Origin of the sequence: Amphritea sp. HPY (assembly GCF_050870985.1) — a bacterium.
Classification (GTDB): domain Bacteria; phylum Pseudomonadota; class Gammaproteobacteria; order Pseudomonadales; family Balneatricaceae; genus Amphritea.
On the sequence record NZ_CP194015.1, the window covers coordinates 5,092,864 to 5,117,888 of the forward strand.

The 25,025-nt window shown below is 49.0% G+C and carries 29 protein-coding genes; 14 read left to right on the forward strand and 15 right to left on the reverse strand.

Annotated elements, in window-relative coordinates:
• Nucleotides 1-16: 16 nt before the first annotated feature.
• The gene (locus ACQUQM_RS22635) at nucleotides 17-508 is read right to left on the reverse strand and encodes a hypothetical protein (protein ID WP_432472129.1); all 492 of its coding nucleotides are present in this window, start codon (nucleotides 506-508) and stop codon (nucleotides 17-19) included.
• Between the two features lie 12 nt (nucleotides 509-520).
• Nucleotides 521-1,420 (reverse strand): LysR family transcriptional regulator, encoded by a 900-nt coding sequence (locus ACQUQM_RS22640; RefSeq protein WP_432472130.1) that lies wholly within the window; start codon nucleotides 1,418-1,420, stop codon nucleotides 521-523.
• A gap of 123 nt (nucleotides 1,421-1,543) precedes the next feature.
• On the opposite strand from ACQUQM_RS22640, the gene ACQUQM_RS22645 reads away from it, so the two are divergent.
• The 4 genes from ACQUQM_RS22645 to ACQUQM_RS22660 all read left to right on the forward strand — a co-directional run bounded on the left by ACQUQM_RS22645 (nucleotide 1,544) and on the right by ACQUQM_RS22660 (nucleotide 6,245).
• Nucleotides 1,544-2,989 carry an aldehyde dehydrogenase family protein gene (locus ACQUQM_RS22645; RefSeq protein ID WP_432472131.1) on the forward strand — a complete coding sequence of 482 codons (1,446 nt, stop codon included), beginning with the start codon at nucleotides 1,544-1,546 and terminating at the stop codon, nucleotides 2,987-2,989.
• 12 nt (nucleotides 2,990-3,001) lie between these two features.
• Nucleotides 3,002-4,018: a dipeptidase gene (locus tag ACQUQM_RS22650; protein WP_432472132.1), complete on the forward strand. Its 1,017-nt coding sequence runs from the start codon at nucleotides 3,002-3,004 to the stop codon at nucleotides 4,016-4,018.
• Nucleotides 4,019-4,159: 141 nt separating this feature from the next.
• Nucleotides 4,160-5,740, forward strand: coding sequence for a BCCT family transporter (locus ACQUQM_RS22655; protein ID WP_432472133.1), 1,581 nt, complete (start codon nucleotides 4,160-4,162; stop codon nucleotides 5,738-5,740).
• A 124-nt stretch (nucleotides 5,741-5,864) separates the two neighbouring features.
• On the forward strand, nucleotides 5,865-6,245 hold the full coding sequence (locus ACQUQM_RS22660; protein ID WP_432472134.1) for a RidA family protein: 381 nt from the start codon (nucleotides 5,865-5,867) through the stop codon (nucleotides 6,243-6,245).
• 385 nt (nucleotides 6,246-6,630) lie between these two features.
• On the opposite strand, the gene ACQUQM_RS22665 is transcribed toward ACQUQM_RS22660, so the two are convergent.
• From ACQUQM_RS22665 to ACQUQM_RS22710, 10 genes are all read right to left on the reverse strand, one after another.
• Complete coding sequence (locus tag ACQUQM_RS22665; protein ID WP_432472135.1) at nucleotides 6,631-7,119, reverse strand: GNAT family N-acetyltransferase; 489 nt, start codon at nucleotides 7,117-7,119, stop codon at nucleotides 6,631-6,633.
• A gap of 407 nt (nucleotides 7,120-7,526) precedes the next feature.
• Complete coding sequence (locus tag ACQUQM_RS22670; RefSeq protein ID WP_432472136.1) at nucleotides 7,527-7,955, reverse strand: group II truncated hemoglobin; 429 nt, start codon at nucleotides 7,953-7,955, stop codon at nucleotides 7,527-7,529.
• Nucleotides 7,956-7,979: 24 nt separating this feature from the next.
• Nucleotides 7,980-8,540, reverse strand: coding sequence for a VF530 family DNA-binding protein (locus tag ACQUQM_RS22675; RefSeq protein WP_432472137.1), 561 nt, complete (start codon nucleotides 8,538-8,540; stop codon nucleotides 7,980-7,982).
• Nucleotides 8,541-8,744: 204 nt separating this feature from the next.
• A complete protein-coding gene (locus ACQUQM_RS22680; RefSeq protein WP_432472138.1) occupies nucleotides 8,745-9,623 on the reverse strand; it encodes an NRDE family protein in 879 nt (292 codons plus the stop codon).
• A complete protein-coding gene (locus ACQUQM_RS22685) occupies nucleotides 9,611-10,141 on the reverse strand; it encodes a DinB family protein (RefSeq protein WP_432472139.1) in 531 nt (176 codons plus the stop codon). The genes ACQUQM_RS22680 and ACQUQM_RS22685 overlap by 13 nt, the downstream gene beginning before the upstream one ends.
• Before the next feature lies 1 nt (nucleotide 10,142).
• Complete coding sequence (locus tag ACQUQM_RS22690; protein WP_432472140.1) at nucleotides 10,143-11,489, reverse strand: hypothetical protein; 1,347 nt, start codon at nucleotides 11,487-11,489, stop codon at nucleotides 10,143-10,145.
• The gene (locus ACQUQM_RS22695; protein ID WP_432472141.1) at nucleotides 11,489-12,397 is read right to left on the reverse strand and encodes a cyanophycin synthetase; all 909 of its coding nucleotides are present in this window, start codon (nucleotides 12,395-12,397) and stop codon (nucleotides 11,489-11,491) included. The genes ACQUQM_RS22690 and ACQUQM_RS22695 overlap by 1 nt, the downstream gene beginning before the upstream one ends.
• Before the next feature lie 11 nt (nucleotides 12,398-12,408).
• Nucleotides 12,409-13,233 (reverse strand): hypothetical protein, encoded by an 825-nt coding sequence (locus tag ACQUQM_RS22700; RefSeq protein WP_432472142.1) that lies wholly within the window; start codon nucleotides 13,231-13,233, stop codon nucleotides 12,409-12,411.
• Nucleotides 13,234-13,300: 67 nt separating this feature from the next.
• Nucleotides 13,301-13,810 (reverse strand): hypothetical protein, encoded by a 510-nt coding sequence (locus ACQUQM_RS22705; protein ID WP_432472143.1) that lies wholly within the window; start codon nucleotides 13,808-13,810, stop codon nucleotides 13,301-13,303.
• Between the two features lie 52 nt (nucleotides 13,811-13,862).
• Nucleotides 13,863-14,327, reverse strand: coding sequence for a YHS domain-containing (seleno)protein (locus ACQUQM_RS22710; RefSeq protein WP_432472144.1), 465 nt, complete (start codon nucleotides 14,325-14,327; stop codon nucleotides 13,863-13,865).
• Between the two features lie 496 nt (nucleotides 14,328-14,823).
• On the opposite strand from ACQUQM_RS22710, the gene ACQUQM_RS22715 reads away from it, so the two are divergent.
• The 5 genes from ACQUQM_RS22715 (at nucleotide 14,824) to ACQUQM_RS22735 (ending at nucleotide 18,424) form a co-directional block, all read left to right on the forward strand.
• Nucleotides 14,824-15,411: an aminodeoxychorismate/anthranilate synthase component II gene (locus tag ACQUQM_RS22715; RefSeq protein WP_432472145.1), complete on the forward strand. Its 588-nt coding sequence runs from the start codon at nucleotides 14,824-14,826 to the stop codon at nucleotides 15,409-15,411.
• Nucleotides 15,412-15,423: 12 nt separating this feature from the next.
• Entirely contained in the window at nucleotides 15,424-16,449 is a 1,026-nt protein-coding gene (gene trpD / locus ACQUQM_RS22720) for an anthranilate phosphoribosyltransferase (protein ID WP_432472146.1), read from the forward strand.
• Nucleotides 16,449-17,267: an indole-3-glycerol phosphate synthase TrpC gene (gene trpC / locus ACQUQM_RS22725; protein WP_432472147.1), complete on the forward strand. Its 819-nt coding sequence runs from the start codon at nucleotides 16,449-16,451 to the stop codon at nucleotides 17,265-17,267. Before trpD ends, trpC begins: the two co-directional genes overlap by 1 nt.
• A 98-nt stretch (nucleotides 17,268-17,365) precedes the next feature.
• Nucleotides 17,366-17,773: an OsmC family protein gene (locus ACQUQM_RS22730; RefSeq protein ID WP_432472148.1), complete on the forward strand. Its 408-nt coding sequence runs from the start codon at nucleotides 17,366-17,368 to the stop codon at nucleotides 17,771-17,773.
• Between the two features lie 174 nt (nucleotides 17,774-17,947).
• Complete coding sequence (locus ACQUQM_RS22735) at nucleotides 17,948-18,424, forward strand: hypothetical protein (protein ID WP_432472149.1); 477 nt, start codon at nucleotides 17,948-17,950, stop codon at nucleotides 18,422-18,424.
• A gap of 162 nt (nucleotides 18,425-18,586) precedes the next feature.
• On the opposite strand, the gene ACQUQM_RS22740 is transcribed toward ACQUQM_RS22735, so the two are convergent.
• Complete coding sequence (locus tag ACQUQM_RS22740) at nucleotides 18,587-18,964, reverse strand: hypothetical protein (protein ID WP_432472150.1); 378 nt, start codon at nucleotides 18,962-18,964, stop codon at nucleotides 18,587-18,589.
• Nucleotides 18,965-19,101: 137 nt separating this feature from the next.
• Nucleotides 19,102-19,413: a monooxygenase gene (locus ACQUQM_RS22745; RefSeq protein WP_432472151.1), complete on the reverse strand. Its 312-nt coding sequence runs from the start codon at nucleotides 19,411-19,413 to the stop codon at nucleotides 19,102-19,104.
• Nucleotides 19,414-19,565: 152 nt separating this feature from the next.
• Here ACQUQM_RS22745 and ACQUQM_RS22750 point away from each other — a divergent pair, with 152 nt between their 5' ends.
• From ACQUQM_RS22750 to dnaB, 5 genes are all read left to right on the forward strand, one after another.
• On the forward strand, nucleotides 19,566-20,468 hold the full coding sequence (locus ACQUQM_RS22750) for a LysR family transcriptional regulator (RefSeq protein ID WP_432472152.1): 903 nt from the start codon (nucleotides 19,566-19,568) through the stop codon (nucleotides 20,466-20,468).
• Nucleotides 20,469-21,413: 945 nt separating this feature from the next.
• Nucleotides 21,414-21,875, forward strand: coding sequence for a 30S ribosomal protein S6 (rpsF, locus tag ACQUQM_RS22755; RefSeq protein WP_432472153.1), 462 nt, complete (start codon nucleotides 21,414-21,416; stop codon nucleotides 21,873-21,875).
• A 32-nt stretch (nucleotides 21,876-21,907) separates the two neighbouring features.
• Nucleotides 21,908-22,135, forward strand: coding sequence for a 30S ribosomal protein S18 (rpsR, locus tag ACQUQM_RS22760; protein WP_432472154.1), 228 nt, complete (start codon nucleotides 21,908-21,910; stop codon nucleotides 22,133-22,135).
• A gap of 108 nt (nucleotides 22,136-22,243) precedes the next feature.
• Nucleotides 22,244-22,690: a 50S ribosomal protein L9 gene (rplI, locus tag ACQUQM_RS22765; protein WP_432472155.1), complete on the forward strand. Its 447-nt coding sequence runs from the start codon at nucleotides 22,244-22,246 to the stop codon at nucleotides 22,688-22,690.
• Between the two features lie 217 nt (nucleotides 22,691-22,907).
• Nucleotides 22,908-24,293 (forward strand): replicative DNA helicase, encoded by a 1,386-nt coding sequence (gene dnaB / locus ACQUQM_RS22770; RefSeq protein ID WP_432472156.1) that lies wholly within the window; start codon nucleotides 22,908-22,910, stop codon nucleotides 24,291-24,293.
• A gap of 263 nt (nucleotides 24,294-24,556) precedes the next feature.
• Here the strand turns inward: dnaB and ACQUQM_RS22775 are convergent, their stop codons facing one another.
• Nucleotides 24,557-24,991: an acyl-CoA thioesterase gene (locus tag ACQUQM_RS22775; RefSeq protein ID WP_432472157.1), complete on the reverse strand. Its 435-nt coding sequence runs from the start codon at nucleotides 24,989-24,991 to the stop codon at nucleotides 24,557-24,559.
• Nucleotides 24,992-25,025: the final 34 nt, after the last annotated feature.

Sequence of the window (25,025 nt, forward strand, 5' to 3'; positions counted from 1 at the left end):
GTCAGCTTTACCAGGCTTAATTCAGCCAGATTACTTTTCTCCAGAATGAATTTACCAGTACCTGTGCCGTCAGTGACTTGTTAGTCAGCTTTACCAGGCTTAATTCAGCCAGATTACTTTTCTCCAGAATAAAGTCGACCAGTGCCTGTGCCGTCAGTGACTTGTTAGTCAGCTTTACCAGGCTTAATTCAGCCAGATTACTTTTCTCCAGAATAAAGTCGACCAGTGCCTGTGCCGTCAGTGACTTGTTAGTCAGCTTTACCAGGCTTAATTCAGCCAGATTACTTTTCTCCAGAATAAAGTCGACCAGTGCCTGTGCCGTCAGTGACTTGTTAGTCAGCTTTACCAGGCTTAATTCAGCCAGATTACTTTTCTCCAGAATAAAGTCGACCAGTGCCTGTGCCGTCAGTGACTTGTTAGTCAGCTTTACCAGGCTTAATTCAGCCAGATTACTTTTCTCCAGAATAAAGTCGACCAGTGCCTGTGCCGTCAGTGACTTGTTAGTCAAATTTACCAGGCTTTATTCTGCCGGATTACTTTTCTCCAGAATGAAGTCTACCAAGGCCTGGGCCGGAGGGGTCAGTGACTTGTTCGTCAGCTTTACAATACCGATGCGACGCACAACCACCGGTGTGCTGAGGGGAATGAAGCATAAGGTCTTGCTGTCTTTAGGTACGGCATAGCGGGGCAGGGTGGTAACACCAAAGCCAGCTTCCAGCATCGCGATCAGTGAGATCATATTGGATATATAGAACTGAGAGTGACCCAGCAGCGGCCTTGCTTCACTGTCTTCCAGCAGGCGGGAGGTACCGTTGCCGATCAGCCGGTGGTTACGCAGCTCTTTCCAGTGCAGCTCTTTATGTTCAGCCAGTGGGTGATCTTTCGGGCAGACTACCCCGATCTGGTCTTCCCAGATCGGGATAAAGGTTTTATCGCTGTGTTCCTGTTCGTGGAACAGGTGGGCGATGCCGAAGTCCACCTGCTGGTTTTCGACCATCCGGTAAACCGCATCGGAGTTATCGTCAAAAAAACTGATATGCAGTTCCGGTACGTCGTTGACAAATTCCAGTAACAACTCAGGTAACACCTGGCTGGCTATAGAAGGAACTGATGCCAGTCGCAGATGACCGGTCTTATGCTCAGCCAGCAGGGTCATATCCTGGGATATACGGTCGTGGTGCTCGATCAGCTCCTTGGCTTTAGGCAGGAAGTGCTGACCGAACGGTGTCAGTTCGGTCTTCGCGGTTTTGGCGTTGCGCTTTTCAAACAGGGATTCTCCCAGTTTATTTTCCAGGTCACGAATCGATAGTGAGATTGCCGGCTGGGTGCGGTGGGCTTTTTCTGCGGCTGCATGAAAACCTTTCAGTTCAGAGACCCAGACAAAATGACGAAGTTGAGCGATCTTGAATTCAGGCAGCATGGCGGGCCTCTATCGGTATTCATAAGCCTTAATAAGTAAACCTTATCGCGGAATATTATTTATTAATTATTTTTATTAAAGCACAGGGCCTATGATTGATCCATACACATTCGGGAGGTTTATATGTCTGATTCAGTTTTTCGTAATTACATTGCAGGTGAGTGGGTCGAAGGTAACAAAGGCAGCGTGGCAAACATCAGCCCTGCCGATACCAGCGATGTGATCGGTCACTATGCTCAGGCTGACAAAGCTCAGACTGAAGCAGCAATCGCTGCTGCAGCGGCAGGTCAGGTTGAGTGGCAGAAGAGTGGTCTGGAACAGCGCTACTCCGTATTGATGGCGATCGGTGATGAACTGATCTCTCGTAAAGATGAGCTGGGCGAGATCCTGGCCCGTGAGGAAGGTAAAACTCTGGCAGAAGGTGCAGGTGAAACTTACCGCTCCGGTCAGTTCTTCCATTACTACGCTGCGGAAGTGCTGCGTCAGATGGGTGAAACCGCTGATTCAGTTCGCCCTGGCGTAGAGATTGAAACCCGCCGCGAGCCTGTTGGTGTTGTGGGTATCATCACGCCGTGGAACTTCCCGACCGCTACCGGTGCCTGGAAAATTGCTCCGGCGCTGGCGTTTGGTAACGCTGTTGTCTGGAAGCCTGCCAATCAGGTGCCGGCTTCTGCCTGGGCACTGACTGAGATTATCTCCCGCCAGGGTCTGCCTGCCGGTACTTTCAACCTGGTCATGGGACCGGGCGCTGAAGTCGGTGATGTGCTGATCAACTCTCGCGGTATTAATGCCCTGACCTTTACCGGTTCTCTGGAAACTGGCCGTAAGGTTGCTGCTGCTACAGCGGTAAACCTGGTTAAGTGCCAGCTGGAAATGGGCAGCAAGAACGCTCTGGTAGTACTGGATGACGCTGATCTGGATAACGCTGTTGAGTGTGCCGTCGGTGGTGCGTTCGGTGGTACCGGACAGAAATGTACTGCGTCTTCCCGCCTGATCGTTACTGAAGGTATTCACGATCGTTTCGTAGAAGCGATGGTTGAGCGCATGAAGAAGCTGGTTATCGGCCATCCTCTGAAGGAAGGCGTTCATATCGGCGCCGTGGCTGATGCCCGCCAGATGGAACAGAACCTGCAGTATCTGGAAACCGCTAAAAACGAAGGCGGCAAGCTGGTCTACGGTGGTGATGTGCTGACCGAAGACACCGAAGGTTACTACATGCAGCCGGCGCTGTTCACTGAAACAACCAATGCGATGACGATCAACCGTGAAGAAGCCTTCGCGCCGATCGCCTGCATCATCAAGGTTAAGGACTACGCCGAGGCGCTGGATACGCTGAACGATACTAACTTCGGTCTGACCGGTGGTATCTGCACTGAGTCCCTGAAATATGCGACCGATTTCAAGCGTAATGCCAAGACCGGTTGCGTCATGGTTAACCTGCCGACTGCAGGTACCGATTACCACGTGCCGTTTGGCGGTCGTAAGGATTCCAGCTTTGGTCCCCGTGAACAGGGTACCTACGCGAAAGAGTTCTACACCATCGTTAAAACTACTTACATCCGTGGCTAACGGAGGTTTCTTATGCAACAGCAACAAGAGCTTCACTCATCCCTTCACTCGGATCTGATCGTTGTTGATGGCCTCCAGTACTCCAACTGGAATCGGGCGATCTTCGAACAGCTTCGCGAAGGTGGGGTAACGATGGTGCACGCCACCATCGTTTACCACGAGCAGATTCGTGAAACCCTGATGCGTATCGCTGAGTGGAACCGTCACTTCGAAATGAACAGCGATCTGATCATGCCGGTCAGAAGCGCAGCGGATATCCGTCTGGCTAAACAGCTGGGTAAGGTTGGCGTCATGTTCGGGGCGCAGAACTGCTCCCCGATCGAAGATGACATCGGCATGGTCGAGGTGATGCGTGAGCTTAACCTGATGATTATGCAACTGACCTATAACAACCAGAGCCTGTTGGCCTGCGGTTGTTACGAAGCGGAAGATAGCGGCGTGACCCGCTTTGGTCGCCAGGCGATCAAAGAGATGAATCGGGTTGGCATGATTGTCGATATGAGCCACAGCGGCGAGCGCAGCACTTTGGATGCGATCGAAATTTCTGAGCGCCCGATCGTGATCTCCCACGCTAATCCACTGAGCTTCCATGAAGCGAAGCGGAATAAGTCCGACAAGGTACTGAAAGCGCTGGGTGAATCCGGTGGTCTGTTGGGCTTCAGTCTCTATCCGTTCCACCTTAAGAACGGTCCGGACTGTACCCTGGAAGATTTCTGCGACATGGTCGCCAGCACTGCTGACCTGATGGGTATTGAGCAGATCGGTATTGGTACCGACCTGTGTCAGGAGCAGCCGCTGTCGGTACTGGAGTGGATGCGTAACGGTCGCTGGTCAAAGTCTATGGACTACGGCGAAGGCTCTAAGGCGAATGCCGACTGGCCACGTCCGCTGTCCTGGTTCCGTGATAGCCGTGACTTCCCGAACCTGACCGCTGGTCTGTTGGCTCGAGGCTTCAACAATGAAGATGTGGCCAGGATTATGGGTCAGAACTGGCTGAACTTTTTAGATGAAGGGCTGAAGGCTCGCTAGACGAAGGGCTTAAGCCGCAGTAACTATTTACACAAAAAAAGCAGTTCTATAACCGTTTATGGTGCCGACCGATGAGAGTCCGGTATGCACCATAGATTTACCTGATAACTAATAAATATAAAGATCCGTCAGGAGACTAAAATGAGTAACACAACGCAAGCTGCTGTTGCCGGGCAACAGACAGCAAGTTCCGAGGCTGGTATGGCCGATAAAAAATTTCTGGCAGGCGTCGATCTGCCGGTATTCCTGATCAGTGGCGGTGTACTGCTGCTGTTCGTAGCATTTTCCCTGTATGACATCGATCTGGTGTCTGGTTGGGTAAACAGTGCTTTTGCTACCTCGACTAAATATTTCGGCGCCTACTGGCAGGTGCTGTTGCTACTGACCTTTGTTATCGGTCTGTTCCTGACCATCGGTCGTACCGGTTCTGTCGTTCTTGGCGGTGTTAAAGCGCCGGAGATGCCGACTTTCCAATGGATCTCTGTGATCATGTGTACCTTGCTGGCGGGTGGCGGCGTATTCTGGGCTGCGGCTGAGCCGATGGCGCACTTTACCTCAGCACCACCGTTGTTTGCAGGGACTGAAGCGGGTACTGTCAATGCGGCATACAACGCGCTGGCACAGAGCTTTATGCACTGGGGCTTCCTGGCCTGGGCTATCCTCGGTAGCCTTACCGGTATCGTATTTATGTACCTGCACTATGAAAAAGGTCTGCCGCTGAAGCCGCGTACTTTGCTGTACCCTGTATTCGGTGACAAGGTAATGACCGGCCCGCTGGGTGCGATCGTAGATGCAAGCTGTGTACTGGCCGTAGTTGCCGGTACTGTAGGTCCGATCGGCTTCCTGGGTCTGCAGGTGAGCTTCGGTCTGGAAAAACTGTTTGGTATCCCAAATACCTACATGACTCAGGTGATGATCCTGGTTGGTCTTATCGGTATCTACACCATCTCTGCTGTAAGTGGTGTTACCAAGGGCATTCAGATTCTGAGCCGTGCCAATGTCATACTGGCGGTTATTCTGATGGCCTTTATCCTGATATTTGGACCTACCGCGTTCATCATTGATGGTTACCTGCACTCGTTCGGTATCTACCTGGATCAGTTCATTCCGATGGCGACTTTCCGTGCCAGCCCTGGCTGGTTGGACTGGTGGACAGTATTCTTCTGGGGCTGGTTCCTGGGTTACGGTCCGCTGATGGCGATGTTCGTTGCGCGTATCTCTAAGGGTCGTACTATCCGTGAAATGGTATTGCTGATCTCTATCGTTGCACCGGTTATCACCTGTTTCTGGTTCACTATCGTGGGCGGTAGCGGTCTGGCTTATGAACTGGCTAATCCGGGTGTAATCTCTGAACCGTTCACCGGCTTCAACCTGCCTGCAGCACTGCTGGCGATTACTGAACAACTGCCGCTGGGCTTCATGATTTCGGTACTGTTCCTGATCCTGACCACCATTTTTGTGGCCACTACCGGTGACTCCATGACCTATGCGGTTTCTATGGTAATGACCGGCACCGATCATCCACAGGCTTCTGTTCGTGTGTTCTGGGGCATCATGATGGGTGTGGTAGCAGCGCTGCTGATCTCTATCGGCTCCGGCGGTATCTCTGCCCTGCAATCGTTCATCGTAGTGACTGCGGTACCGGTATCGCTGGTATTGCTGCCATCCCTCTGGACGGCACCGCAGATCGCTCGCAAGATGGCCGACGAACAAGGCCTGTAATCTGATCTGTTTAATCTGCTTATCCAGGGAGCGGCTTTCGCCGCTCCCTCTTTTTACCCCCATGTTTTTACCCCTAGAATTTTTACCCTTATTTATTTTTGTTAATTTTTGAAAGTGAATCGTTATGAAACAAGCTGTAAAAACTGAACTGTTCGCCTCTAAAGCACCACTGGAATGGGCTGTTATCGCTAACGGCCAGCTGTCGACTGCACAGATTCCAATCAATGCAGAAGGTCAGGTAGTTGAGGGCGGTATCGAAGCTCAGGCACGCCAGACCATGGAAAACTTCAAGCACACCATCGAAGCGGCTGAGCTGACTATGGCTGATGTCACCCAGGTGCTGATCTACGTGACTGATCGCAGCCAGCTGCCGGTATTTAACAAGGTATACGCTGACTACTTCGAAGCACCGTATCCGAACCGTGCGGCGATGATTGTTGCTGGTCTGGCTCGTGAAGAGATGCTTTGTGAAGTTGTCGCTTACGCCGCCGTACCTACCCGCTAAAGCGGGAGTGGCTAGAACGTCGCTCCGCGACTGCTAGTGGCTAGATGGAAAGCGAGCTTTCCTTGCTAGAAAAAGCGTTTTAGCTTCAGAGTTTTATCCCAGATAGTCCAAGCCATCAGGCTATTGGCGCATCGGTTAACCGATGCGCCTTTTTTATTTTGAGTGGCTAGAGCGGAGCCTTTGGCTCCTGATAGTGGCTAGACGGAAAGCGAGCTTTCCTTGCTAGAAAAAGCGTTTTAGCTTCAGAGTTTTATCCCAGATAGTGCTTTGCCGTCAGGCAATTTGTGCATGTTAATCAATGCGCTTTTTTTGAGGGTAACGCCGCCAGCAGAGGTATGAAAACCAAAGTGAAGCGACGGTTTTTGTATCCCCCTAGCAGGCCTTGTTATGCCACCAATACTTTTTTCATCAAAACTGCATTTTCACCATAGCTTGAACATACCTCTGTCCCTTGAACCTCTCTGAAATCAAGTAATGACCAAAAGCTTTCCGATCCCTGGACTGCAACTAGGCTAATCTTAATAATTCCCTTTCTCTGTACTACCTCAATTAGCTTTATCATCATCGCACGACCTATGCCTTGCCCTTTTGATTGAGAGCTAATAGCCATGTCATGAAGATATAAACATTCACCGCCCTGTATATTTGGTAAAGGCTCAAATAATTTCGGTGGCTCTACCTCATTCCAAGGATGTGCCAACAAATAACCAAGCACAGCACCTTGATTTGATAAACATACAAAGCAAGTCTCTGGAGAAGCTGCCCATTTACTCTTGAGCACCTCTAAATCTTCAGGGCCAACCTCTTGGTAAGCTTCGCCTTGAATTTCTAAAATGTTATTCCAGTTCGTTTCTTTGATTTCTTGAATGTTCATATATTCCACATGGGCATAACAGCTTAATTGTGTGCGTGCGCGTTTTGCTGCCGCAGGGTTTGCGGCAAGGGGGAGGTATCTATCTGAGAACAAGAAGTTCCTTGATGCTCATTGTTTTTCATCCTCTGAAAACGAGCTGGCACGCTTTGTCACTTTCAACAGGCCGGTAAACCCGCCTGTTGATATCCGTATCTGACTGATACTCTACGACTTTTCATAGTTATTCAAGTGGCAAAGCGTGGCAGATAATTAGGTGTTTTTAAATAGATTGGCAGAAACTCTTCTTACGAAGTTCTTTGTCTTGAACACTGCTTTGTTGATACAGAGAACCTCTAGCTACTAGCAAGATGCGAAGCATCATTCTGGCAAGTCGCGCAGCGACGTTTAGCGAGCAGCGAAGCTGCGTTCTAATTACCGCAGGCCATTTGGATGCGTCCTGCTGGAACGCGTAACTGTTCTATCAGGTACAGCTTGAACGACTCTTCGTAGGGCTGCAGTTCAACGGCCTTCTGCATGCAGAGGATCCAGGCGTCGCTCTCTTTTGCGCCGATGTCGAGGTGGCTGTGGGAGGCGGGGATGCTTATTGGGCCGAAGGTTTCCCTGTACAGCCTTGGGCCGCCGAGCCAGCCGGAGAGGAAGTAGGCCAGTTTCTGTCTGGATTCGCTGAGGTCGTCGGGGTGCATATCCCGGATTCGTTTTGATTCCGGGATGTCGTCCATGATGTCGTAGAAGTCATTGACCAGTTTGGTCAGGCCGGGCAGTTCACCCGCCGCCAGGTAGGAGTTATCTCCTACGCCGTATTCTGGTGTATTGGTTGTATGAGGTTCAGTATTCATCGGTCTATCCGGGAGCTTAGAGGTTTAGTGCTTTTTCTTCCAGTTTCCCCAAGGGTCAGAATTAGAAGCATCGGAATCGCCTTTATCCGAACTATCTCGGGAACCTGAGGGTTTACGGTTGGCTTTCCATGTGTCATCGCTGTCCCGATTGCTGGAATAGCCGCCGCGTTTAGCGCCATAACTTTTGCCAGCGCGATGTCCGCCACCTTTGCCATGCTCGGCCGCTTTCTTAGCGCGTTTTTCACGTAACCGCTCAGCATCTTCGAAACTCAGTTCAGCAGGTTCACCGGGTACCTGGCCTTCTGGCACAATACGATCCCTGGGTGGCAAGGCAAACTGTGTGGAAGAGGCTCGGGGCAGGTTCTTATATGTATACAGATAGAACACTTCAACTTTCTCGCGCGCCCAGTCGGTTTTCTTGAGAAACTTCACGCTGGATTCGATGCTTGGCTTGGTCTTGAAGCAATTGATATTCAGGTAGGCGAAGAGTATTTCAAAACCGTAGTGATCGACTATTTCAATCAACAGGTCTTTTAAACTAAGACCGTGCAGTGGGTTGTTCTTGTAGTTGATCTCATCATTCATAGTCGTATCCGGCAAAAGGTCGAAAAAATGGGTTTTAAAAAGGGCCTGTAATTGCGCCATCATACCTGTCACGGCACAGACAAAATATAGCACGACAACGAATCGACCAGATTTCTACAGAACCGCCTGTCGCTTTTTCTGGTAAGTATCGCTTGCGATACGTCTGGCTACTGGCAAGCGGCGGAGCCGCGTTCTGGCGGATGTTTACATTCGTCGTTCATGCGGCACAATATCTGCGGCGGTTTTGTAATAACTGGCCGGTTCCAGTGACAGGCGGGTCAGGTTAGCCGTTTTTCTCAGTGCACTAATACTGCGCAGCTTGTGCTTGCAGGGAGAGCCGTCCAGGTAGCTGAACATAGCCTGTTCGGCGTTTACTTTGATATGACTTAAGCTAACGCTTTTAGCATCATCGCGGTGCATACAGACGGACTGGTGGCCGGCAATTGTATGATGACCCATCTGGATCAGATGGCTGCTAACTTGCGGTTTACTTTCTAAAAGCTGATGGCCCTTTATAAGCTGATGGCTCTGATGAAAAGCCAGTAAGTGGTTTGCATCGGGATTCTCAGATAGCCCTTTGAAATGTTTCTTACGGGCTTTGGATACCGACGCGAACTCAACTGATGAGGAGGTCATCGGGCTGCAGATATCAAGCTTTATCAGCTCAACGCCGTCCCATTGGTAGCCTCGTGAAGATATATTTATAACACCGGTTTCAGAAGCGACACGGGCGAAGGCCAACAAAGTAAACGGGGCATACTGGCGCAGGTTAATAGCAGACAGCTCTGCGCTGATTTCTTGCTGTGAGCCTAAGGTCGACAATGACTTAAGAAGCTGTCCCCGGCTCTTCAGTACGCCATCGGGTAACTGTCCCTGATAGAAGTTCAGCAAACACAGGCTAAGGCCTTTTTCATTGACCGATATCCAGCTACCGCCACCATCGGGATCAACCGGCATCAGTGCGCTGGTTCCTTCACTTTCATGGTGTTGTGGTGGCAGTGCGATGCTGCGGCTGCGCTGTTCATCGCGATTGAAAAACAGCTGGTAACCGTTCGCTTCAAGTAGCCAGCTTACTGTGCACACGGTTGCTGCTCCAGTGAGCGAAGGTAAGATGCCGTCGTTGGTGCAACGCCATACTGGCTGTTGACCTGGCAGCCCAGAACTTTGGCCAAAGTGGCCATCAGTGCCAGGTGATGAATCGCATGGGTTGAGGCAAACAGCAGTTCTCTGCCAAATGAGGATTGGAAGGTGGCACAGCGCTGTTCGGCGATATCGACTTCAGAGCTGATACTGACTGGCCTTTCGAGATCGGCCGGGGTTAATGTTGTCAGCCATTGCCGGATGGCGTTCAGCGCAAAAATCCCTTCATTCTGATCTGTCTCCAGAGGGATGCCTCGCTGACGAATATCATAGTCGATCAGCGGGTTGTGGATATCGCGTATCAACGCATGGTAGATATCCAGAATGTGCCGCAGGTGCTGGCCGATGGTGCTGTCAAACAGGGGTTTAGACCCCTGCTGATAGGTCTCGGGGTCTAAGCCGACAATAAATTCCTGTAGCTGATCGAGGATGTCCACAGTACTGTCGATAACGTTCTGCATGTTAGTGTTCCGTTTTACTAAGCTGTAAGTTCGCGGGTGCTGTGGCTGAATCTGATCCGTTCAAGCCGGTTTCTGCTGTTGTTATCGCTTCCCCCGGGGATGTGTAAACCAGGTAGATCAGTGCGATAGGGGTCAGTATCAGGTAGACCGATGACAGTGCTGACTGAATATCGGTAAAGTAAAATGCCAGCAGGGCGATCAGACTGTAGAAAACCACTATCCCCATTTGCGACAGATAGCTTTTTGCCAACAGATATTGCAGCGGGCTTTGCTGGCGGGCGTTGTCGAAAAAGCGTTTGTTAAAGCTTAACCGGAAGAAGGTGGTTAAGAAGGCGATTACAAGGATTGCTGGATAGATCCAGTAGGTTGGCAACTCCGTATCCAGGGCGCTGCGCAGTAACCAGGACAGGGCATAGAAAACCACCGCGGTGATATAGACTTTATTGCGGTCCATACCGTCAATTCTGTTTTTCAGCAGATAGAAGATAACCGACAGGAAAATTGTCAGCGTGACAACGATAAGCCCCAGCTGTTTGACGTTTTCCTGAGTGATGTAATACAGCGAAATTACCCAGAAATAACTCTCCAGAAACAGAAAGACACCGTCGAGATAAAACACCACCGCCGAATTATGTTCGTCTTTAAAGCTGAATATGGATCTGTGACTGGCTTGCTTTAGGCCAGTCGGACTTTGCTCGTCAGTTTCGGACGGTGCAGGCTCTGCCAGAGATGGATTGATAGCAGAAAAAGCGCTGAGACTGTCGGCGCGTAAAAACCATAGCATCGCGCTGACTGAAATGACGGTACTGAGAAACCACAGTTGGAATTCGTAACCCGCTTCCAGCAGAAACGCGCTGATGATGATACCCAGTTTAAGCAGCACAACGACAACGATCTGGAAGTTGCCGAAGTTTCTACCCGTTTGGTGATCTGCTGGGTTTTGCTGGTCGGTAAAGCTTTGGTTGGTGGTGTGGTGAACCGGCTCAGCGGTCATAGTACTGAACAACACCCGTTGGGTGGTCCAGTAGAAACAGTTGTAGGCGCCGTTAAGCAGAGCGGCGCACAGCAACAGCAGTGACTCATCACTGAACAGCAAGGCTGCTACCAAGAGTATCTCTACGACAAAAGAGGCTGCCGTGATCAGGCGCCAGTTAGCCCGGTGGTAGATAATTTCCCAGAGCTTGAGGGACGCGATAAAACCAATACCGGTAACGGCAATGAACAGGGCGATACCTTCTATTGAGGCACCCTGTTGCAACAGCAACACCGGAATAAAGAATGGCAGCAGTCCGATCAGCAGGGAATGAACCCCTGCAAATTGGAAAAAGTTTCTCGCGATATTGTTCATCAGTAAGTATCTGCGTTGCTGATGTCTAACCGGTCGAGTTTTTGGTAATAAGGGCTCAGATCCTCTTTTTCACCAAACCGCGGATAATCATGCATCTTCAGGTAAGGGCGGGAGTTGACCTCGAGAAAGATACATTTCTGATCTTTATAGGAGTGCTCGATCCCTTTTTCAAAAATAACGTCGATGCCCAGGATGTTGGCGTCGAACATCTCCAGTACGTCGAGAAATAGTTGTTTGTTGTCCTCTGGGATAGTGCTTTTATCTATTGTTCTGACGGTGCCGCCGGGGGCCAGAGATATACGGTAAAACAGGGTGATAACGTTACCTTCAGCGGGCACTGAATCCATGCTGAGGTTCTGCTTTTTGAGGAAGTTTATCGTCTGTTCGTTCTTCTGGATCGGATAGATGGTCGGGTGTAGTTTCATTTCAGCCCGAATAGCATTCTCCTCATCGATCAGCTCGCTAATGCTTTTAGTTCCATCACCGGTAACGGTTGGTGGGTAGCGCTCGATCACGGACATCAGTTCACCTTTAATAGCCACTACCCGGTAGTTACTGCCCTTAAGGTACTGTTCGATCACTGTGGTTGGCCACCAGATCTTTGCCAGGAAGATCGCTTTCCAGAGCTGTGCATAAGTGTTGATTGGAAAGTAGCTGCCACGAGAATAGCCGCTGACGTTGGGTTTAATCACCAGCGGGAAACCGTGCTGTTTGGCAAAGCTATGTGCTTTAAAAGGGTTAAAAAATATTAATCCCCTGGCATGGGGAACATTGCCCTTATTAAATACAGCCCGCGCCTGCTCTTTAGAGCGACAGCCTTTTCTTACCTCAAGGTTGTTATAGCTGCTGCAGCCGTTCATATAACGCTGGCTGATCCAGCTATAGATCGCTTTCTTTATTGCTTGCATCAAATAATCACTCAATCAGTACGGTCTGTGCGGCGGATAAATGCCAGTTTTTTAAAGAATATGACCGGTTCTTTCTCTATGTTTGGCAGGGTTCTGGTTACTTTGGCCAACAACCAGGTGCACTTCAGCGCAGCCTTAAATCTAGCCCGGGTGTTGGTATTTGAGGTTAACAACACCAACGGCATCGGCAGGAACAGGTTGATCTCGATGATCTTGAACTCGCCCTGCAGTAAACTTTCCACTGAGTCTGCCCGGACACCGAAGCGGGATATACGAAAACGGCCAACCGCTTTCAGATAGCTCCAGAGCTGGTCCAGATTGTCGTCGCTCAGCTGGGGGGTGATATCAAGATACTCAGTATTCTTGTTATAGATGCCGTTAATTGGGAAATCGTCATCTTCGTGGTTGGCCACCTGGGTAACTGAAAGCATTGCGTATTTATCTGCAGAGGTGGCTGAGGGGATGGCGAAGATCTCAAACTCGATTTTCCCGGTAGCGGCTTCCTGCACCAGGTATTGAACCTGCGCGGTGTTGTCCTGCTGCGCCCGAATTTGATTCAGCTCCTCGCTATTATCTGCCCGCAGTATCCCTTTTGAGTTCTGGCCCCATTCCGGTTTTATGAATACCGGAAAGGCGTCAGGTGTCACTTCGGGGCTATCAATCCATTGTGCTAATTGCCACTGTTCGGGAATCAGGTCGTTTATATCCTGCTTGGAGTAGAGCCCTTTTTCCTTATTGAAATAGTCAGCATTGAGCTGAAAGTAGCGCCAGGGCTTCGCTCTCAACCGGATGCAGGACGCAATATATGAAATTACCAATACTATTCGAATAATCATAAAAGTCAGGTGGCTCTTAGCGAGTAATATGTGACCAATAAATGTGTGACCAGTTACGGTTTTTAATTCAGCTGGCAGATTTAAGTGAGCGCCAGTAAGTAAAGTTAACCAGAGCCATTGTAAAGCCTAGGACCAGAATAGAAACCGCAGCATAGAACAGTGAACCATGATCGCTCTGACCATTATGCAATACCACAATACCCAGTGGCGTCGCCAGGTGGAAAAATACGGCGCCAAGCATTACCGATGCAGCCATAACGCCACCGACACTGTGAATCAACGCCCGTTCCGGTGTTTTGCTGATAATGTTGAGCTTTTTCAGAATAAAGAAAACCGCAGGCAGTAGCAGCACCACAGAGATAAACAGTTCGGTAGAGCCGACAACGTAGGCTCCATACTGGGTGAACCAGTTACCCAGGCCAGAGGAAATAGTGTTACTCATCCAGCCGCCGATGGTAGAAAAGATGTGCTGTGTATCCGGATGACCTGAAAACTTGTAAGGCAGAGAGCTTAAGAAAACTTTGCAGGTCCAGAGTACAACGATCCAGCTGGCTACAGATATGATTCGGGATTTCATGGCATGTCCTTAACGGTTTAATCGGGATTTTATTATTAACAGTGAAAGCCTGTTATCGGATAACGCCGGGCCAGTTGCTATCGGCCTTTTCGATCAGGTTTACTTTATCTTTCAGCCACATTGATTGAACTTTGGCATCGTAATTAAGGTATAGCTTGCCATCATGTATGGTCCACTGTTGTGGGTCGCCGGAAGCGGTATCGTTGTTGGCAACGGCCCAGGCGCAGTAGCCGCCATATTGTGGTGCATATTTTTCAGGAGATGCTTTAAATGCAGCCAGGTTAGCTGCAGTTTTGAAGTGCCACTGTGCACCTTTATATTCACTTACAAAGTTGCTGCTGCCTTTTTGTGGTTTGTTTTCAGTAAAGTAGGCCACGGCGTCATAGCCGGAAATCGCTACATCACTGAAGAAAGATGTGTATACAGGCTCTTTAGCCACCGCCGGAATTGACAGTAGCAGCAACAGCGTTGCAAAAATGGAGGGGATGGTTTTGTTCTGTTTCGCTGAAGCAATCATTTGAATATCCTCACTGATATTAATATAACTCTGAGCTAGGCTTTTTAATCAGACACTTATGTCTGTTGGCGTAACTCTCTCCCTGTTGGGCGAAGTATATAGAAAGATAGTTATCTTTTCTGCCTGCCCACCATCATTTTCTGAAGACCCTGGTTGCGCAAAGGCTGGTCTGGCAATGATCTGTACGGGCAATACAGTTTCTCTCTGAAAGTGCGCTAACTATATATATCTAATATGAAATTAACCTGAAAGAGGGAGATGGTTTTGAGTCTGGTAGCTACTGAGGATAGAATTCCTTAGAAACTGAAGTAGTTACCATTCGGTATAACCTTTCTATGATCCTTACCTGTTGTGTTATCCCGCTTTCTGTTGCTGTACTATATCCGTCATTCTCCGCAATCATCCTTTTCCAGTCACGAGAAAAGCGGGCAATACGCCGGGTAATAAATCGATGATTAGCGACTAAATCTGCATAAAACAGTTGGTTAGATTTAATATGTTGTTAATGATAGATAACTACGACTCCTTTACTTATAACGTCGTACAGTATCTGGGTGAGCTGGGTGCCGATGTACAGGTGCATCGTAATGATGAAATTACGATTGAGCAGATCGAAGCGCTCAACCCTGAACAACTGGTGATATCTCCCGGACCGTGCACGCCGAATGAGGCGGGTATTTCTGTGGCGGCGATCAATCACTTTGCCGGCAAATTGCCGATCTTCGGTATCTGCCTGGGCCATCAGGGTATAGGTCAGGCGTTTGGTGGGGATGTCATCCGTGCCCGTCAGGTTATGCATGGTAAAGTGTCACCGGTATACCACAATAACAGCGGGGTTTTTGAAGGCCTCGAAAATCCGGTATCCGTGACCCGTTACCACTCACTGGTTGTCGATAAAAATACCCTGCCGGACAGCCTTGAAGTGACCGCCTGGACCCAGAATGAAGATGGTTCGATGGATGAAATCATGGGTGTGCGGCACAAAACGCTGGATATCGAAGGCGTTCAATTTCACCCGGAATCGATTCTGACCCAGCAGGGCCACGATCTTCTGGCTAATTTTCTTAAGCGTAAAAAACAGTAAGCGGATACAGCAATGGATATTCAACAAGCTCTGGAAGCTGTGGTTGAGCGTCAGGATCTGACTGCCGACCAGATGAAAGCGGTAATGAATCAAATCATGACCGGCAACGCGACCGATGCTCAGATCGGCGGGTTGCTGATCGCGCTACGTATGAAAGGCGAGACCGTCGCAGAAATTACCGGCGCGGCCGATGGTATGCGCGCACTGGCGATCCCGGTTTCGGTAAAAGCCACGAATGCGGTGGATATTGTCGGCACCGGTGGTGACGGATCTAACCTGTTTAATGTATCAAGTGCTTCCTCTTTTGTGGTTGCTGCTGCGGGCGGCAATGTCGCTAAGCACGGTAACCGTTCGGTTTCCTCAAGCTCCGGCGCTGCCGATCTGCTCGAGGCTGCTGGGGTTAATTTGGCGATCAACCCGGAGCAGGTCGGGCGTTGTATCGATGAAGTGGGAGTTGGTTTTATGTTTGCCCCGCAGCATCATAGTGCTATGAAATATGCGATCGGTCCGCGTAAAGAGATGGGCCTGCGTACCCTGTTTAATATCCTGGGACCGCTGACCAACCCTGCCAGCGCTAAACATTACCTGCTGGGTGTATTTGATAAGTCGCTTTGTCGTCCGCTGGCCGAAGTGTTGCAGGCACTGGGTGCTAAGCATGCCCTGGTGGTACATGCCGGCGATGGTCTGGATGAGATCAGTCTGGCAGCGAATACTTTTGTAGCAGAGCTGAAAGATGGCGCAATCAGTGAATATACAATCAATGCTGTCGATGCCGGGCTGGAGGTTCAGTCGCTGGATGGATTACAGGTGAATAGCTCTGCCGAGAGCCGGGCGCTGATCGACGCAGCATTTGCCGGTGAAAATATGAAGGCGGTCGATATGATCGCGTTGAATGCCGGTGCTGCAATCTATGCTGCTGATCATGCAGACAGCCTGAAAGCCGGTGTGGTTAAGGCAAAAGCCGTCATTCTTAGTGGTGCTGCTGCTGCCAAAATGAAACAGCTGGCTGAATTTACGCAAAGTTTTAAGGGCGAATAATGAGCAATCCAGATACACCAACCATCCTGAAGAAAATCATTGCCCGCAAATACGAAGAGATCGCCGAGCGTCAGCCGGTTACTACTATTGCCGATCTGAAAGCGCGTATAGAACAGCAGAAGGGCAGTGAATCTGATCCCCGTGGTTTTGTGGCGTTTATGGAGAAAGCACTGGCCGAAGGCCGTTCAGCGATTATTGCTGAGGCAAAGAAGGCGAGCCCTTCCAAAGGTGTTATCCGCGATCCTTTTGTGCCAGCTGATATTGCCCGTTCTTATGAGGACGGTGGTGCCAGCTGTTTATCAGTACTGACCGATGCTGATTACTTTCAGGGTCATGAAGAGTACCTGATGGAGGCCCGTGCGGCCTGCTCCCTGCCTATTATCCGTAAGGACTTTATTGTCGATCCGTATCAGGTTTATGAAGCCCGTGCGATCGGTGCCGATTGTATCCTGTTGATTGTTGCTGCGCTGAGTGATGAACAGATGGCGGAGCTGAATGCGCTGGCGATTGAGTTGGGTATGGATGTACTGATCGAAGTGCATAACAAAGAGGAGTTGCTGCGCTCCCTGCCATTGGGTAACCGTCTGGTAGGTATCAATAACCGTGACCTGCACAGCTTTGAAGTTACCCTGGAGCACACTTACGAGATGCTGGATATGATTCCGGATGACCGTATCGTAGTCACTGAAAGTGGTATTCTGGGGCACGAGGATGTATTGGCGATGCGCGAGCACAATGTGGATAGTTTCCTGGTGGGTGAAGCCTTTATGCGGGCGGATGATCCAGGTCAGAAGCTAGCTGAGCTGTTCGCCAAATAAGCTGCTAAGTAAGTTGTTAAATAAGCTGCGCACACACGCAGCTTAATTATAAATATTAAGAAGAACTCATTAAAAGAGTCATAAGAAGAGCTAAAACTATGCAAGCAAAAGTACAGTGGGACGGCGATGTTCGTTTCAAAGGAACTACCGGTTCAGGTTTTGATATTACTCTCGATGGTGAACTGAAGCAGGGCCCTCGGCCGATGGAACTGATGTTGCTGGGTCTGGGTGGCTGCACCTCCTACGATGTGATCGGAATTCTGAAGAAGACCCGTCAGGATGTGGTTGACTGTGTTGCTGAGATCGATGCTGAGCGTGCCGATGAAGTACCCGCGGTTTTCACTAAGATACATGTAAAGTTCGTGGTTTCCGGTCGTGGCCTTAAAGAAAAACATGTTGAGCGTGCAGTAAAACTTTCAGCTGAACAATACTGCTCTGCATCCCTGATGCTGGAGAAGGGCGGGGTAGAAATTACCCACAGTTACGAGATCAAAGAAGTCGAATAAAGGGCAGTAGCCACTAGCAGGAGCCTTCGGCTCCTGCTAGTGGCTAGGAAAAACCTTCTTATTAGAATGGGGGGAAACCTGCTCTGTAAGATTGATCGAATTTGAAAACCGCCTGTTGGCGGTTTTTTTGTATTACAATTAGTCAGGATCGTTGCTGGTTTTGTAGGGGGGGCTATGTTTCGTTTAGGGGTAATACTATGGCTTATATTGCTGAGCCTGCCAGGAAAAGCCGACGAGAATAAAGTCTACCTGCTAGGTGGATTCAACTATCGGGGGACGCCAGTGACTATGGGGGTACTGTTGTTTGATAAACAGGTAACCGATGTTGAGCAATGTCGCGAATATGTTGATAAGCGGGTACGTGGTAAACCTTACGAGAAAGAATATTATCGGCACTTTGTTGGCCCCCAACGGCAAGGGGTGAGTATATTTCGGCGTTACTCTTGCTTAAAAATCAGTCATGAAATCGAGCCTTGGGAAGAGCGTAGTTTCTACAGTTATGTGTACCTGGTTGATCTCCGTAATGGGCATTCATTCACCCCCTTTCCAAACCTTGACCGTTGCTGGGCCTCAATTCGTAAAGAGCCTTTGAAACATAGCAGTAAGTTATTCTGTGCCAAGATGAGCCAAGCACTTCCTGATATAAACTAATTAAAGCCCGGCGTTACGCAAGCGTAGCTTATTAGCGGCTAAGAAAAGCTATTGTTACTAGAATGGGTGGAAACCTGCTCCGTAAGATGGATTGAATTTAAAAACCGCCGTTGGCGGTTTTTTGATTTCTGACAGAGGTGAATGATTCCAGATCGAATTAGCTTAACGATTTTTTTGGTTTTGTAAGAAACTCAGCCCTGCCAATAGAGCGAAGAAGGCTGGGTCTGACCAGCCGAAGCCTGTGAATACCTTAGTAAGGCAAGCGTACAGGGTGATGATGAGGCCAAGAATATTGGTCCACATCAGGCCGTTAAATAGTTTTTGCGCGCTCTGACTGCCTGTTGCAATATCACGAAACAGAAAGCTGATAATCGCCAGCCCTCCCAGGAATATGCTGTTGTGCTGTGACAGGAAGTAGGCGTACTGATCGTTTACGCTTACACCGTAAAGCGGCCATAGCTGGGCCGGTATAGAGAAAAGCGCGATAGCAAAAGCTGCGTATATAACGCTGTGAATAGTTAAGAAAACTCTGTTGTTCATAAGTTACCTCGGATCATTTGCTCTTCTATATCTCATTGTGCCCGGAGTGTAGCCCGGACGGATTTCTGGACTATTTTCAGACTTAACTATTTTCGATTTAACTATTTTCGATTTAACTATTTTCGATTTAACTACCTTCAGACTAAACTGCAGGGCCCTTTGTTAATGAGCGATAGCGTTTCATTAATATCGAAGAGTTTGCCTCGTACTTCATCGATGCCCATCGCTTTAAGGCGTGCGGCGTGCATTTCAAGATAGGCCTGAGCAGTGGTTGCATCTTGAAACAGGTATACGCCACCTGCTAGCTGAGCTTTCTCGTTCTCGGTCCATAGCTTCCAGATCATTCCGGGCTCAAGGTTGATCGACTCGGCGAGTTCTTTCAGGGCGCTGCTCATTACCTCACCAAAGGGGCCCTGATAATCAAAATCCACCTGCAATAATGTCTTCATTTTCTCTACACCATATTTCTAAATGAACAATAATTTTTGACTCAAGAATTCAAAGTGACCGGTCAGGAACGTCTAGAGATGGGGAAATGATACCTCTAAAAAATACAATAAAAAGTTCAATAAACTGCCTTCAAGTGTGTAAAATTTAGGCCATGCGATTAAAAACAACCTTAGATCAATGGCTGACGCTTATCGAAGTCGATAAAGCCGGCAGCATCCAGGCAGCAGCTTCACGCTTGAATAAGAGCCATACAACGCTGATTTATGCGATCAAAAAGCTGGAACAGCAGCTGGGGGTGTCGCTAATCCGTGTTGAAGGACGCAGGGCAGTTTTAACCGATGATGGAAAGTCTTTATTACGCCGGGCTGAACCTATAGTTGATCAGGCAAATGAGCTTGAGTTATTAGGGAGCCAGTTGTCTAAAGGGATTGAGTCAGAGATCACTGTTACTATCGATCACTTATGCAACCGCGACTGGCTGTATCGCCCCATCTCTGAGTTTCTTGCCAGTAATGCAGGAACATCTATACAGGTCAGGGAAACATCACTATCGAGTACCCGGGATGCGGTGATTAACCAGCAGGCTGACATCGCAATTATCACCTTGCCAGTCACAAACTATCTGGCTGAAGCTTTTGGTGTTGTCACTATGATTCCGGTGGTATCGAGGCATCACCCATTAGCTCAGAAAAGCAGTATTTGCTCTGAGGATCTGCTATCTGAAACTCAAATTATTGTGCGGGATCTGGGGCATATTGAAGATCCGGATGAACAGGACGTTGGCTGGCTGAAATCTCAACAGCGCCTGACAGTGGATAACTTTGACCATGCCTGGGCGGCGGTGAGTCAAGGTCTGGGGTTTTGCCGCTTACCTGAACATATACTGGCCAGCCTGGATACAACGCAGGTCAAAAAGTTGCCCTTACTGGGAGGCGCGCGTTATCAGGTACCTATCCACCTTTCTCTGCCAAAGGCCGTTCAAACCGGGCCTGCAGCTAGCGCCCTTTACGAATTTCTCTTAGCCGATGCAAACCGGAGAATGGATAATATATAGCCTCCTGTTGGCGGCTTTTTGCTAATAATCCAGACGTGACTTTCAACGTTTAGCGCAATATCTGCTTTGTATTGCAGCGGATAACCAACATGCAAATAGCGATCACTCAAACAGGCAGCTGATGCTCAACTGTCAATTCCTACGCTAATTGACGCAAAAGCCTGCTTGGACCTTCTGCCCTTTTGTGGGTATTTTTTTGACTCAAACTTTCTCGTATTGTTCGATCTGAAAATGCTGCCTGGTAGTGAATTAATGCCCTGTTATTGGCGTTGCAGTTTTTACAGTTACTTAACTTTGTATAAATAAGGTGGAAATATGCTCTCTAACGAAGAAATGGAAGATATTGTGGTGGCAATTAAAGAGGGACAGGACAGCTTGTAATTGAAGCTGGCACGGTCTTCTCAAACGAGCTGAACAAGGGGATTGTCGCTTAGTGTCGAAAGACGGCATTAAAGTAGAAGCGTCGATCTCCTTTTCCGCATAGCCATATTCTTTGTATTCAGAAACTTTTTCTAACTTACGTAGCACGATGTCACATCAGGTTAGAAAGAAGGTTTCCCTGGCCTCTGGCAGGAGCCGAAGGCTCCGTTCCAGGTGTAGATTATTTACGGTCTATTGTTCGTCTACAGAGCGCCGCTCTGTCTTAAATCGTACGATTTCATTCAAGCCTATAAAGAAGGTTCTTCCTAGCGACTAGCAGGAAAGCTTGCTTTCCGTTCTAGCGAGCCGCGAAGCGGCGTTCTAGCCACTCGCGAATAGAATCTGCCCAACGTCCAGTTCGATCAGTACTCAATAAATACCCAATAACATTTGAGTTACCCTCCCTGCGAGCGTATAATGCCGCGTCCCTGAATGGTTCGCCCTCAGAGGAACTAACTTTAACTCCTTGCTTTCTATCGTTTATCGATTCGATTTGAAGGCTGTATAACCCGTAAGGAGCAATTAATGCGTCATTACGAAATCGTTTTTCTGGTTCACCCGAACCAGAGTGAACAGGTTCCAGCTATGGTTGAGCGTTACACCAAGCTGATTGAAGAATCTGAAGGTACAATCCATCGTCTGGAAGATTGGGGCCGTCGCCACCTGGCTTACCCAATTAACAAGATCCATAAAGCTCACTACGTTCTGATGAACGTTGAATGTGCTCAGGAAATCCTGGACGAACTGACTAACATCTTCCGTTACAACGATGCGGTTATCCGTAACATGGTTGTACGTCGTAAAGATGCAGTTACTGAAGTATCTCCAATTAAAGCTGCCGAAGGCCGTGAAGAGCGTCGTCCACGTCGCGATGATCGTTCTGAGAAGCCTGCTGCTCCAGCTCCAGCTCCTGCTGCTGAAGCCGCTCCTGCTGAAGCTGCACCAGCTGAAGAAGCTCCTGCTGCTGGCGAAGCTGCTGCCGAGTAATCGGTTTAATATTTATTTAGAGGAGATATATCATGGCTCGTTTTTTCCGTCGTAGAAAATTCTGCCGTTTTACCGCTGAAGGTGTTACTGAGATCGACTACAAAGATCTGGATACCCTGAAAGGTTACGTTACTGAAACCGGTAAAATCGTTCCTAGCCGTATCACTGGCACTAAAGCTCGTTACCAGCGTCAGCTGGCGACTGCTATCAAGCGTGCTCGTTTTGTTGCACTGCTGCCGTACACAGACGCGCACCAGTAAAAACGGTTAGTCTGCTGCGCTGATATCAGCGAAGCAGATGATTAAACAAGTTTCAGTTCGGTAGTGCGTTTGCACTGGCGAACAAGATTTAACAATGAGGTTTGCGAGATGGAAGTTATTCTACTCGAGAAAGTTGGCAAACTGGGCGGTCTGGGTGACCAGGTAACTGTTAAAGGCGGTTACGGTCGTAACTACCTGCTGCCTTACGGTAAAGCGGTTCCTGCAACTGCTCATAACCTGGAAACGTTTGATGCACGTCGTGCTGAACTGGAAGCTGCTGCTTCTACTAAGCTGCTGTCTGCTCAGGAACGTGCTGCACAGCTGAACGAAATCGAACTGTCTATCGTTGCCAAAGCTGGCGATGAAGGTAAGCTGTTCGGTTCTATCGGTACTAACGATATCGCTGATGCGATCTCTGCTTCCGGTATTGCTGTTGCTAAGAGCGAAGTTCGTCTGCCAGAGGGCGCGCTGCGTCACACTGGTGAGTTCGAAGTTGCTATCCAGCTGCACCCTGAAGTAACTGCTCACGTCGGCATTATTGTTGTCGGTGAGTAAAAGTTACTGCTGATCTGAATGTTTCAGATCAGGGTGAGTTAAGAAGCACTGCGTAGTATCATACTGCGCAGTGCTTTTTTCGTTTTGGCTCGTTGTTTCGGCAGACCTGGCCAGTCTGAAAAGTTTGTAACATTACTTGTGAATAAGTTTTGTGCTGTTTCCGTTTGAGACAGCAGAGAAGTTACTCAGAAGGTATTAGTTTAAGGTGTTTGCGACTATGGATTATCTGGATCCTGAATCGGCGGAAGTCGAGCGTATTAAGGTACCGCCCCACTCTCAGGAAGCTGAGCAGTCGGTTCTCGGCGGCCTGATGTTGGATAATAATGCATGGGATGCAGTATCGGAAACGGTGATGGAGGATCAGTTCTACCGTCATGATCATCGTCTGATCTACCGGACTATCGAAAAACTGGCAAATAATATGCGGCCGCTCGATGTGGTGACGCTTTCCGAAGAGCTGGACCGTACCGGTAATCTTGAGGCCGCCGGTGGTCTCGATTATCTGGTAGAGCTGGCGCGGAATACTCCGAGTGCTTCCAATATCCGGGCTTATGCCGAGATTGTGCGCGATCGAGCCATGCTGCGTAAGATGATCGAAGTTGCCAACGAGATCGCCGATAGCGCTTTCATGCCGGAAGGCCGTGCCAGTGAAGATGTGCTCAGCGAAGCGGAACAGAAAATTTTCCAGATCGCTGAAGACCGCCCGAACGAGGGTGGCCCGGTCGGGGTGAACCCACTGCTGAAAAAAGCAGTGGATAAGATCGATGAGTTGTTTAACTCAGATGGTGCCATGACCGGTGTTACCACCGGCTTTGAGGAGCTGGATAAGTCTACCGGTGGCATGCAACCTTCCGACCTGATTATTGTCGCGGCCCGTCCATCGATGGGTAAGACTACCTTTGCCATGAACCTGGTAGAGAACGCCCTGATGGCGCAGGATAAACCGGTTCTGGTATTTAGTCTGGAGATGCCGGCAGATCAGCTGGTAACCCGGATGTTGTCTTCCCTGGGACGTATCAACCAGACCCGGGTACGCTCCGGTAAGCTGGAAGAAGATGACTGGCCAAGGCTGACCACTGCGGTAAATATGCTGCGGGATAAACCACTGTTCATCGATGACACCGCCGGTATCAGTCCGACGGAAATGCGTAACCGTGCCCGGCGAATCGTCCGTGAGCATGGTGATATCGCGATGATCATGGTGGATTACCTGCAGTTGATGCAGATTAAGGGCGGTAATACCGAAGGCCGAACGGCAGAAATCTCTGAGATCTCCCGATCCCTTAAAGCGCTGGCGAAGGAACTGGAATGTCCGGTAATTGCCCTGTCTCAGCTGAACCGTGCACTGGAGCAGCGGCCAAATAAACGGCCGGTAAACTCTGACTTGCGGGAATCGGGTGCGATCGAGCAGGACGCCGACGTAATCATGTTTATCTATCGGGATGAAGTATATAACGAAGATTCGCCGGATAAAGGTATCGCAGAGATCATTATCGGTAAGCAGCGTAACGGCCCGATCGGTAGTAACCGGTTGGCATTTATTGGTCAGTTTACTAAGTTTGAGAACCTGGCACCGGGCTCATATCAGGACTACGATGAGTAGTCAGTTTCGATAAACAAAAAAACCGCCAGCTGGCGGTTTTTTATGCTTTGTTGAAAGTGCCGTTGTCAACTTTTAGTTATTAACAGAAACAGTCATACAAAGCTGTGCATAAGTCTAGGATAACTCTCTCTATAGCCCGTTCTATAAAGAGTTTAGCTTATCGTTTATTTCCCGATCAGTGATTTTTTTTTACATTTTTTTCGTCAAATCAGAGTGAAAATAAAGGCTCTATACAGGCAAATATAGCTTGATTTTATGCGCTGCTATTCTGCCTCTTTACAGATGCTGTTTCTGAACCCCTGAGGCACGCCAACGACTTTACGTTCGTTGTAATCGAAGAATACTATTCCGGTTTTTGCGTGGGCAATTTCAACTGCCGTTTTCTTATTGCTAAGCAGGTAGTAGATGTCGCAACCGTATTTGTTGAAGTCGCCAACAGTCACGTCGATCTGCACCTGGTCGCCATGAAAGCCTTCCGCTTTATAAACAATGGCTGAGTCGGTCATAATGATGCTGGCGCCTTCGATGTCCAGCTCGGTATAGTTATAAGAGTTGAGGTAACGCACCCGGGCTTCGTGCACCATGGAAAGTACGGCATCGTTGCTGAGATGGCCGCCGTAGTTGATGTCGCTGATACGCACCGGCATTTCGGTACTGAAACTGTAGTTCTCTGGCATATCGATCTTAATACGTGCCATAAATGTAACCCCTTGAAAAACTATATGAATTTAT

Coding starts and splice junctions, on each gene's coding strand:
- ACQUQM_RS22640 (WP_432472130.1), bottom strand. CDS start 1,420: ATGCTGCCTGAATTCAAGATCGCTCAACTTCGTCATTTTGTCTGGGTC.
- ACQUQM_RS22645 (WP_432472131.1), top strand. CDS start 1,544: ATGTCTGATTCAGTTTTTCGTAATTACATTGCAGGTGAGTGGGTCGAA.
- ACQUQM_RS22650 (WP_432472132.1), top strand. CDS start 3,002: ATGCAACAGCAACAAGAGCTTCACTCATCCCTTCACTCGGATCTGATC.
- ACQUQM_RS22655 (WP_432472133.1), top strand. CDS start 4,160: ATGAGTAACACAACGCAAGCTGCTGTTGCCGGGCAACAGACAGCAAGT.
- ACQUQM_RS22660 (WP_432472134.1), top strand. CDS start 5,865: ATGAAACAAGCTGTAAAAACTGAACTGTTCGCCTCTAAAGCACCACTG.
- ACQUQM_RS22665 (WP_432472135.1), bottom strand. CDS start 7,119: ATGAACATTCAAGAAATCAAAGAAACGAACTGGAATAACATTTTAGAA.
- ACQUQM_RS22670 (WP_432472136.1), bottom strand. CDS start 7,955: ATGAATACTGAACCTCATACAACCAATACACCAGAATACGGCGTAGGA.
- ACQUQM_RS22675 (WP_432472137.1), bottom strand. CDS start 8,540: ATGAATGATGAGATCAACTACAAGAACAACCCACTGCACGGTCTTAGT.
- ACQUQM_RS22685 (WP_432472139.1), bottom strand. CDS start 10,141: ATGCAGAACGTTATCGACAGTACTGTGGACATCCTCGATCAGCTACAG.
- ACQUQM_RS22690 (WP_432472140.1), bottom strand. CDS start 11,489: ATGAACAATATCGCGAGAAACTTTTTCCAATTTGCAGGGGTTCATTCC.
- ACQUQM_RS22695 (WP_432472141.1), bottom strand. CDS start 12,397: ATGCAAGCAATAAAGAAAGCGATCTATAGCTGGATCAGCCAGCGTTAT.
- ACQUQM_RS22700 (WP_432472142.1), bottom strand. CDS start 13,233: ATGATTATTCGAATAGTATTGGTAATTTCATATATTGCGTCCTGCATC.
- ACQUQM_RS22705 (WP_432472143.1), bottom strand. CDS start 13,810: ATGAAATCCCGAATCATATCTGTAGCCAGCTGGATCGTTGTACTCTGG.
- ACQUQM_RS22710 (WP_432472144.1), bottom strand. CDS start 14,327: ATGATTGCTTCAGCGAAACAGAACAAAACCATCCCCTCCATTTTTGCA.
- ACQUQM_RS22715 (WP_432472145.1), top strand. CDS start 14,824: ATGTTGTTAATGATAGATAACTACGACTCCTTTACTTATAACGTCGTA.
- trpD (WP_432472146.1), top strand. CDS start 15,424: ATGGATATTCAACAAGCTCTGGAAGCTGTGGTTGAGCGTCAGGATCTG.
- trpC (WP_432472147.1), top strand. CDS start 16,449: ATGAGCAATCCAGATACACCAACCATCCTGAAGAAAATCATTGCCCGC.
- ACQUQM_RS22730 (WP_432472148.1), top strand. CDS start 17,366: ATGCAAGCAAAAGTACAGTGGGACGGCGATGTTCGTTTCAAAGGAACT.
- ACQUQM_RS22735 (WP_432472149.1), top strand. CDS start 17,948: ATGTTTCGTTTAGGGGTAATACTATGGCTTATATTGCTGAGCCTGCCA.
- ACQUQM_RS22740 (WP_432472150.1), bottom strand. CDS start 18,964: ATGAACAACAGAGTTTTCTTAACTATTCACAGCGTTATATACGCAGCT.
- ACQUQM_RS22745 (WP_432472151.1), bottom strand. CDS start 19,413: ATGAAGACATTATTGCAGGTGGATTTTGATTATCAGGGCCCCTTTGGT.
- ACQUQM_RS22750 (WP_432472152.1), top strand. CDS start 19,566: ATGCGATTAAAAACAACCTTAGATCAATGGCTGACGCTTATCGAAGTC.
- rpsF (WP_432472153.1), top strand. CDS start 21,414: ATGCGTCATTACGAAATCGTTTTTCTGGTTCACCCGAACCAGAGTGAA.
- rpsR (WP_432472154.1), top strand. CDS start 21,908: ATGGCTCGTTTTTTCCGTCGTAGAAAATTCTGCCGTTTTACCGCTGAA.
- rplI (WP_432472155.1), top strand. CDS start 22,244: ATGGAAGTTATTCTACTCGAGAAAGTTGGCAAACTGGGCGGTCTGGGT.
- dnaB (WP_432472156.1), top strand. CDS start 22,908: ATGGATTATCTGGATCCTGAATCGGCGGAAGTCGAGCGTATTAAGGTA.
- ACQUQM_RS22775 (WP_432472157.1), bottom strand. CDS start 24,991: ATGGCACGTATTAAGATCGATATGCCAGAGAACTACAGTTTCAGTACC.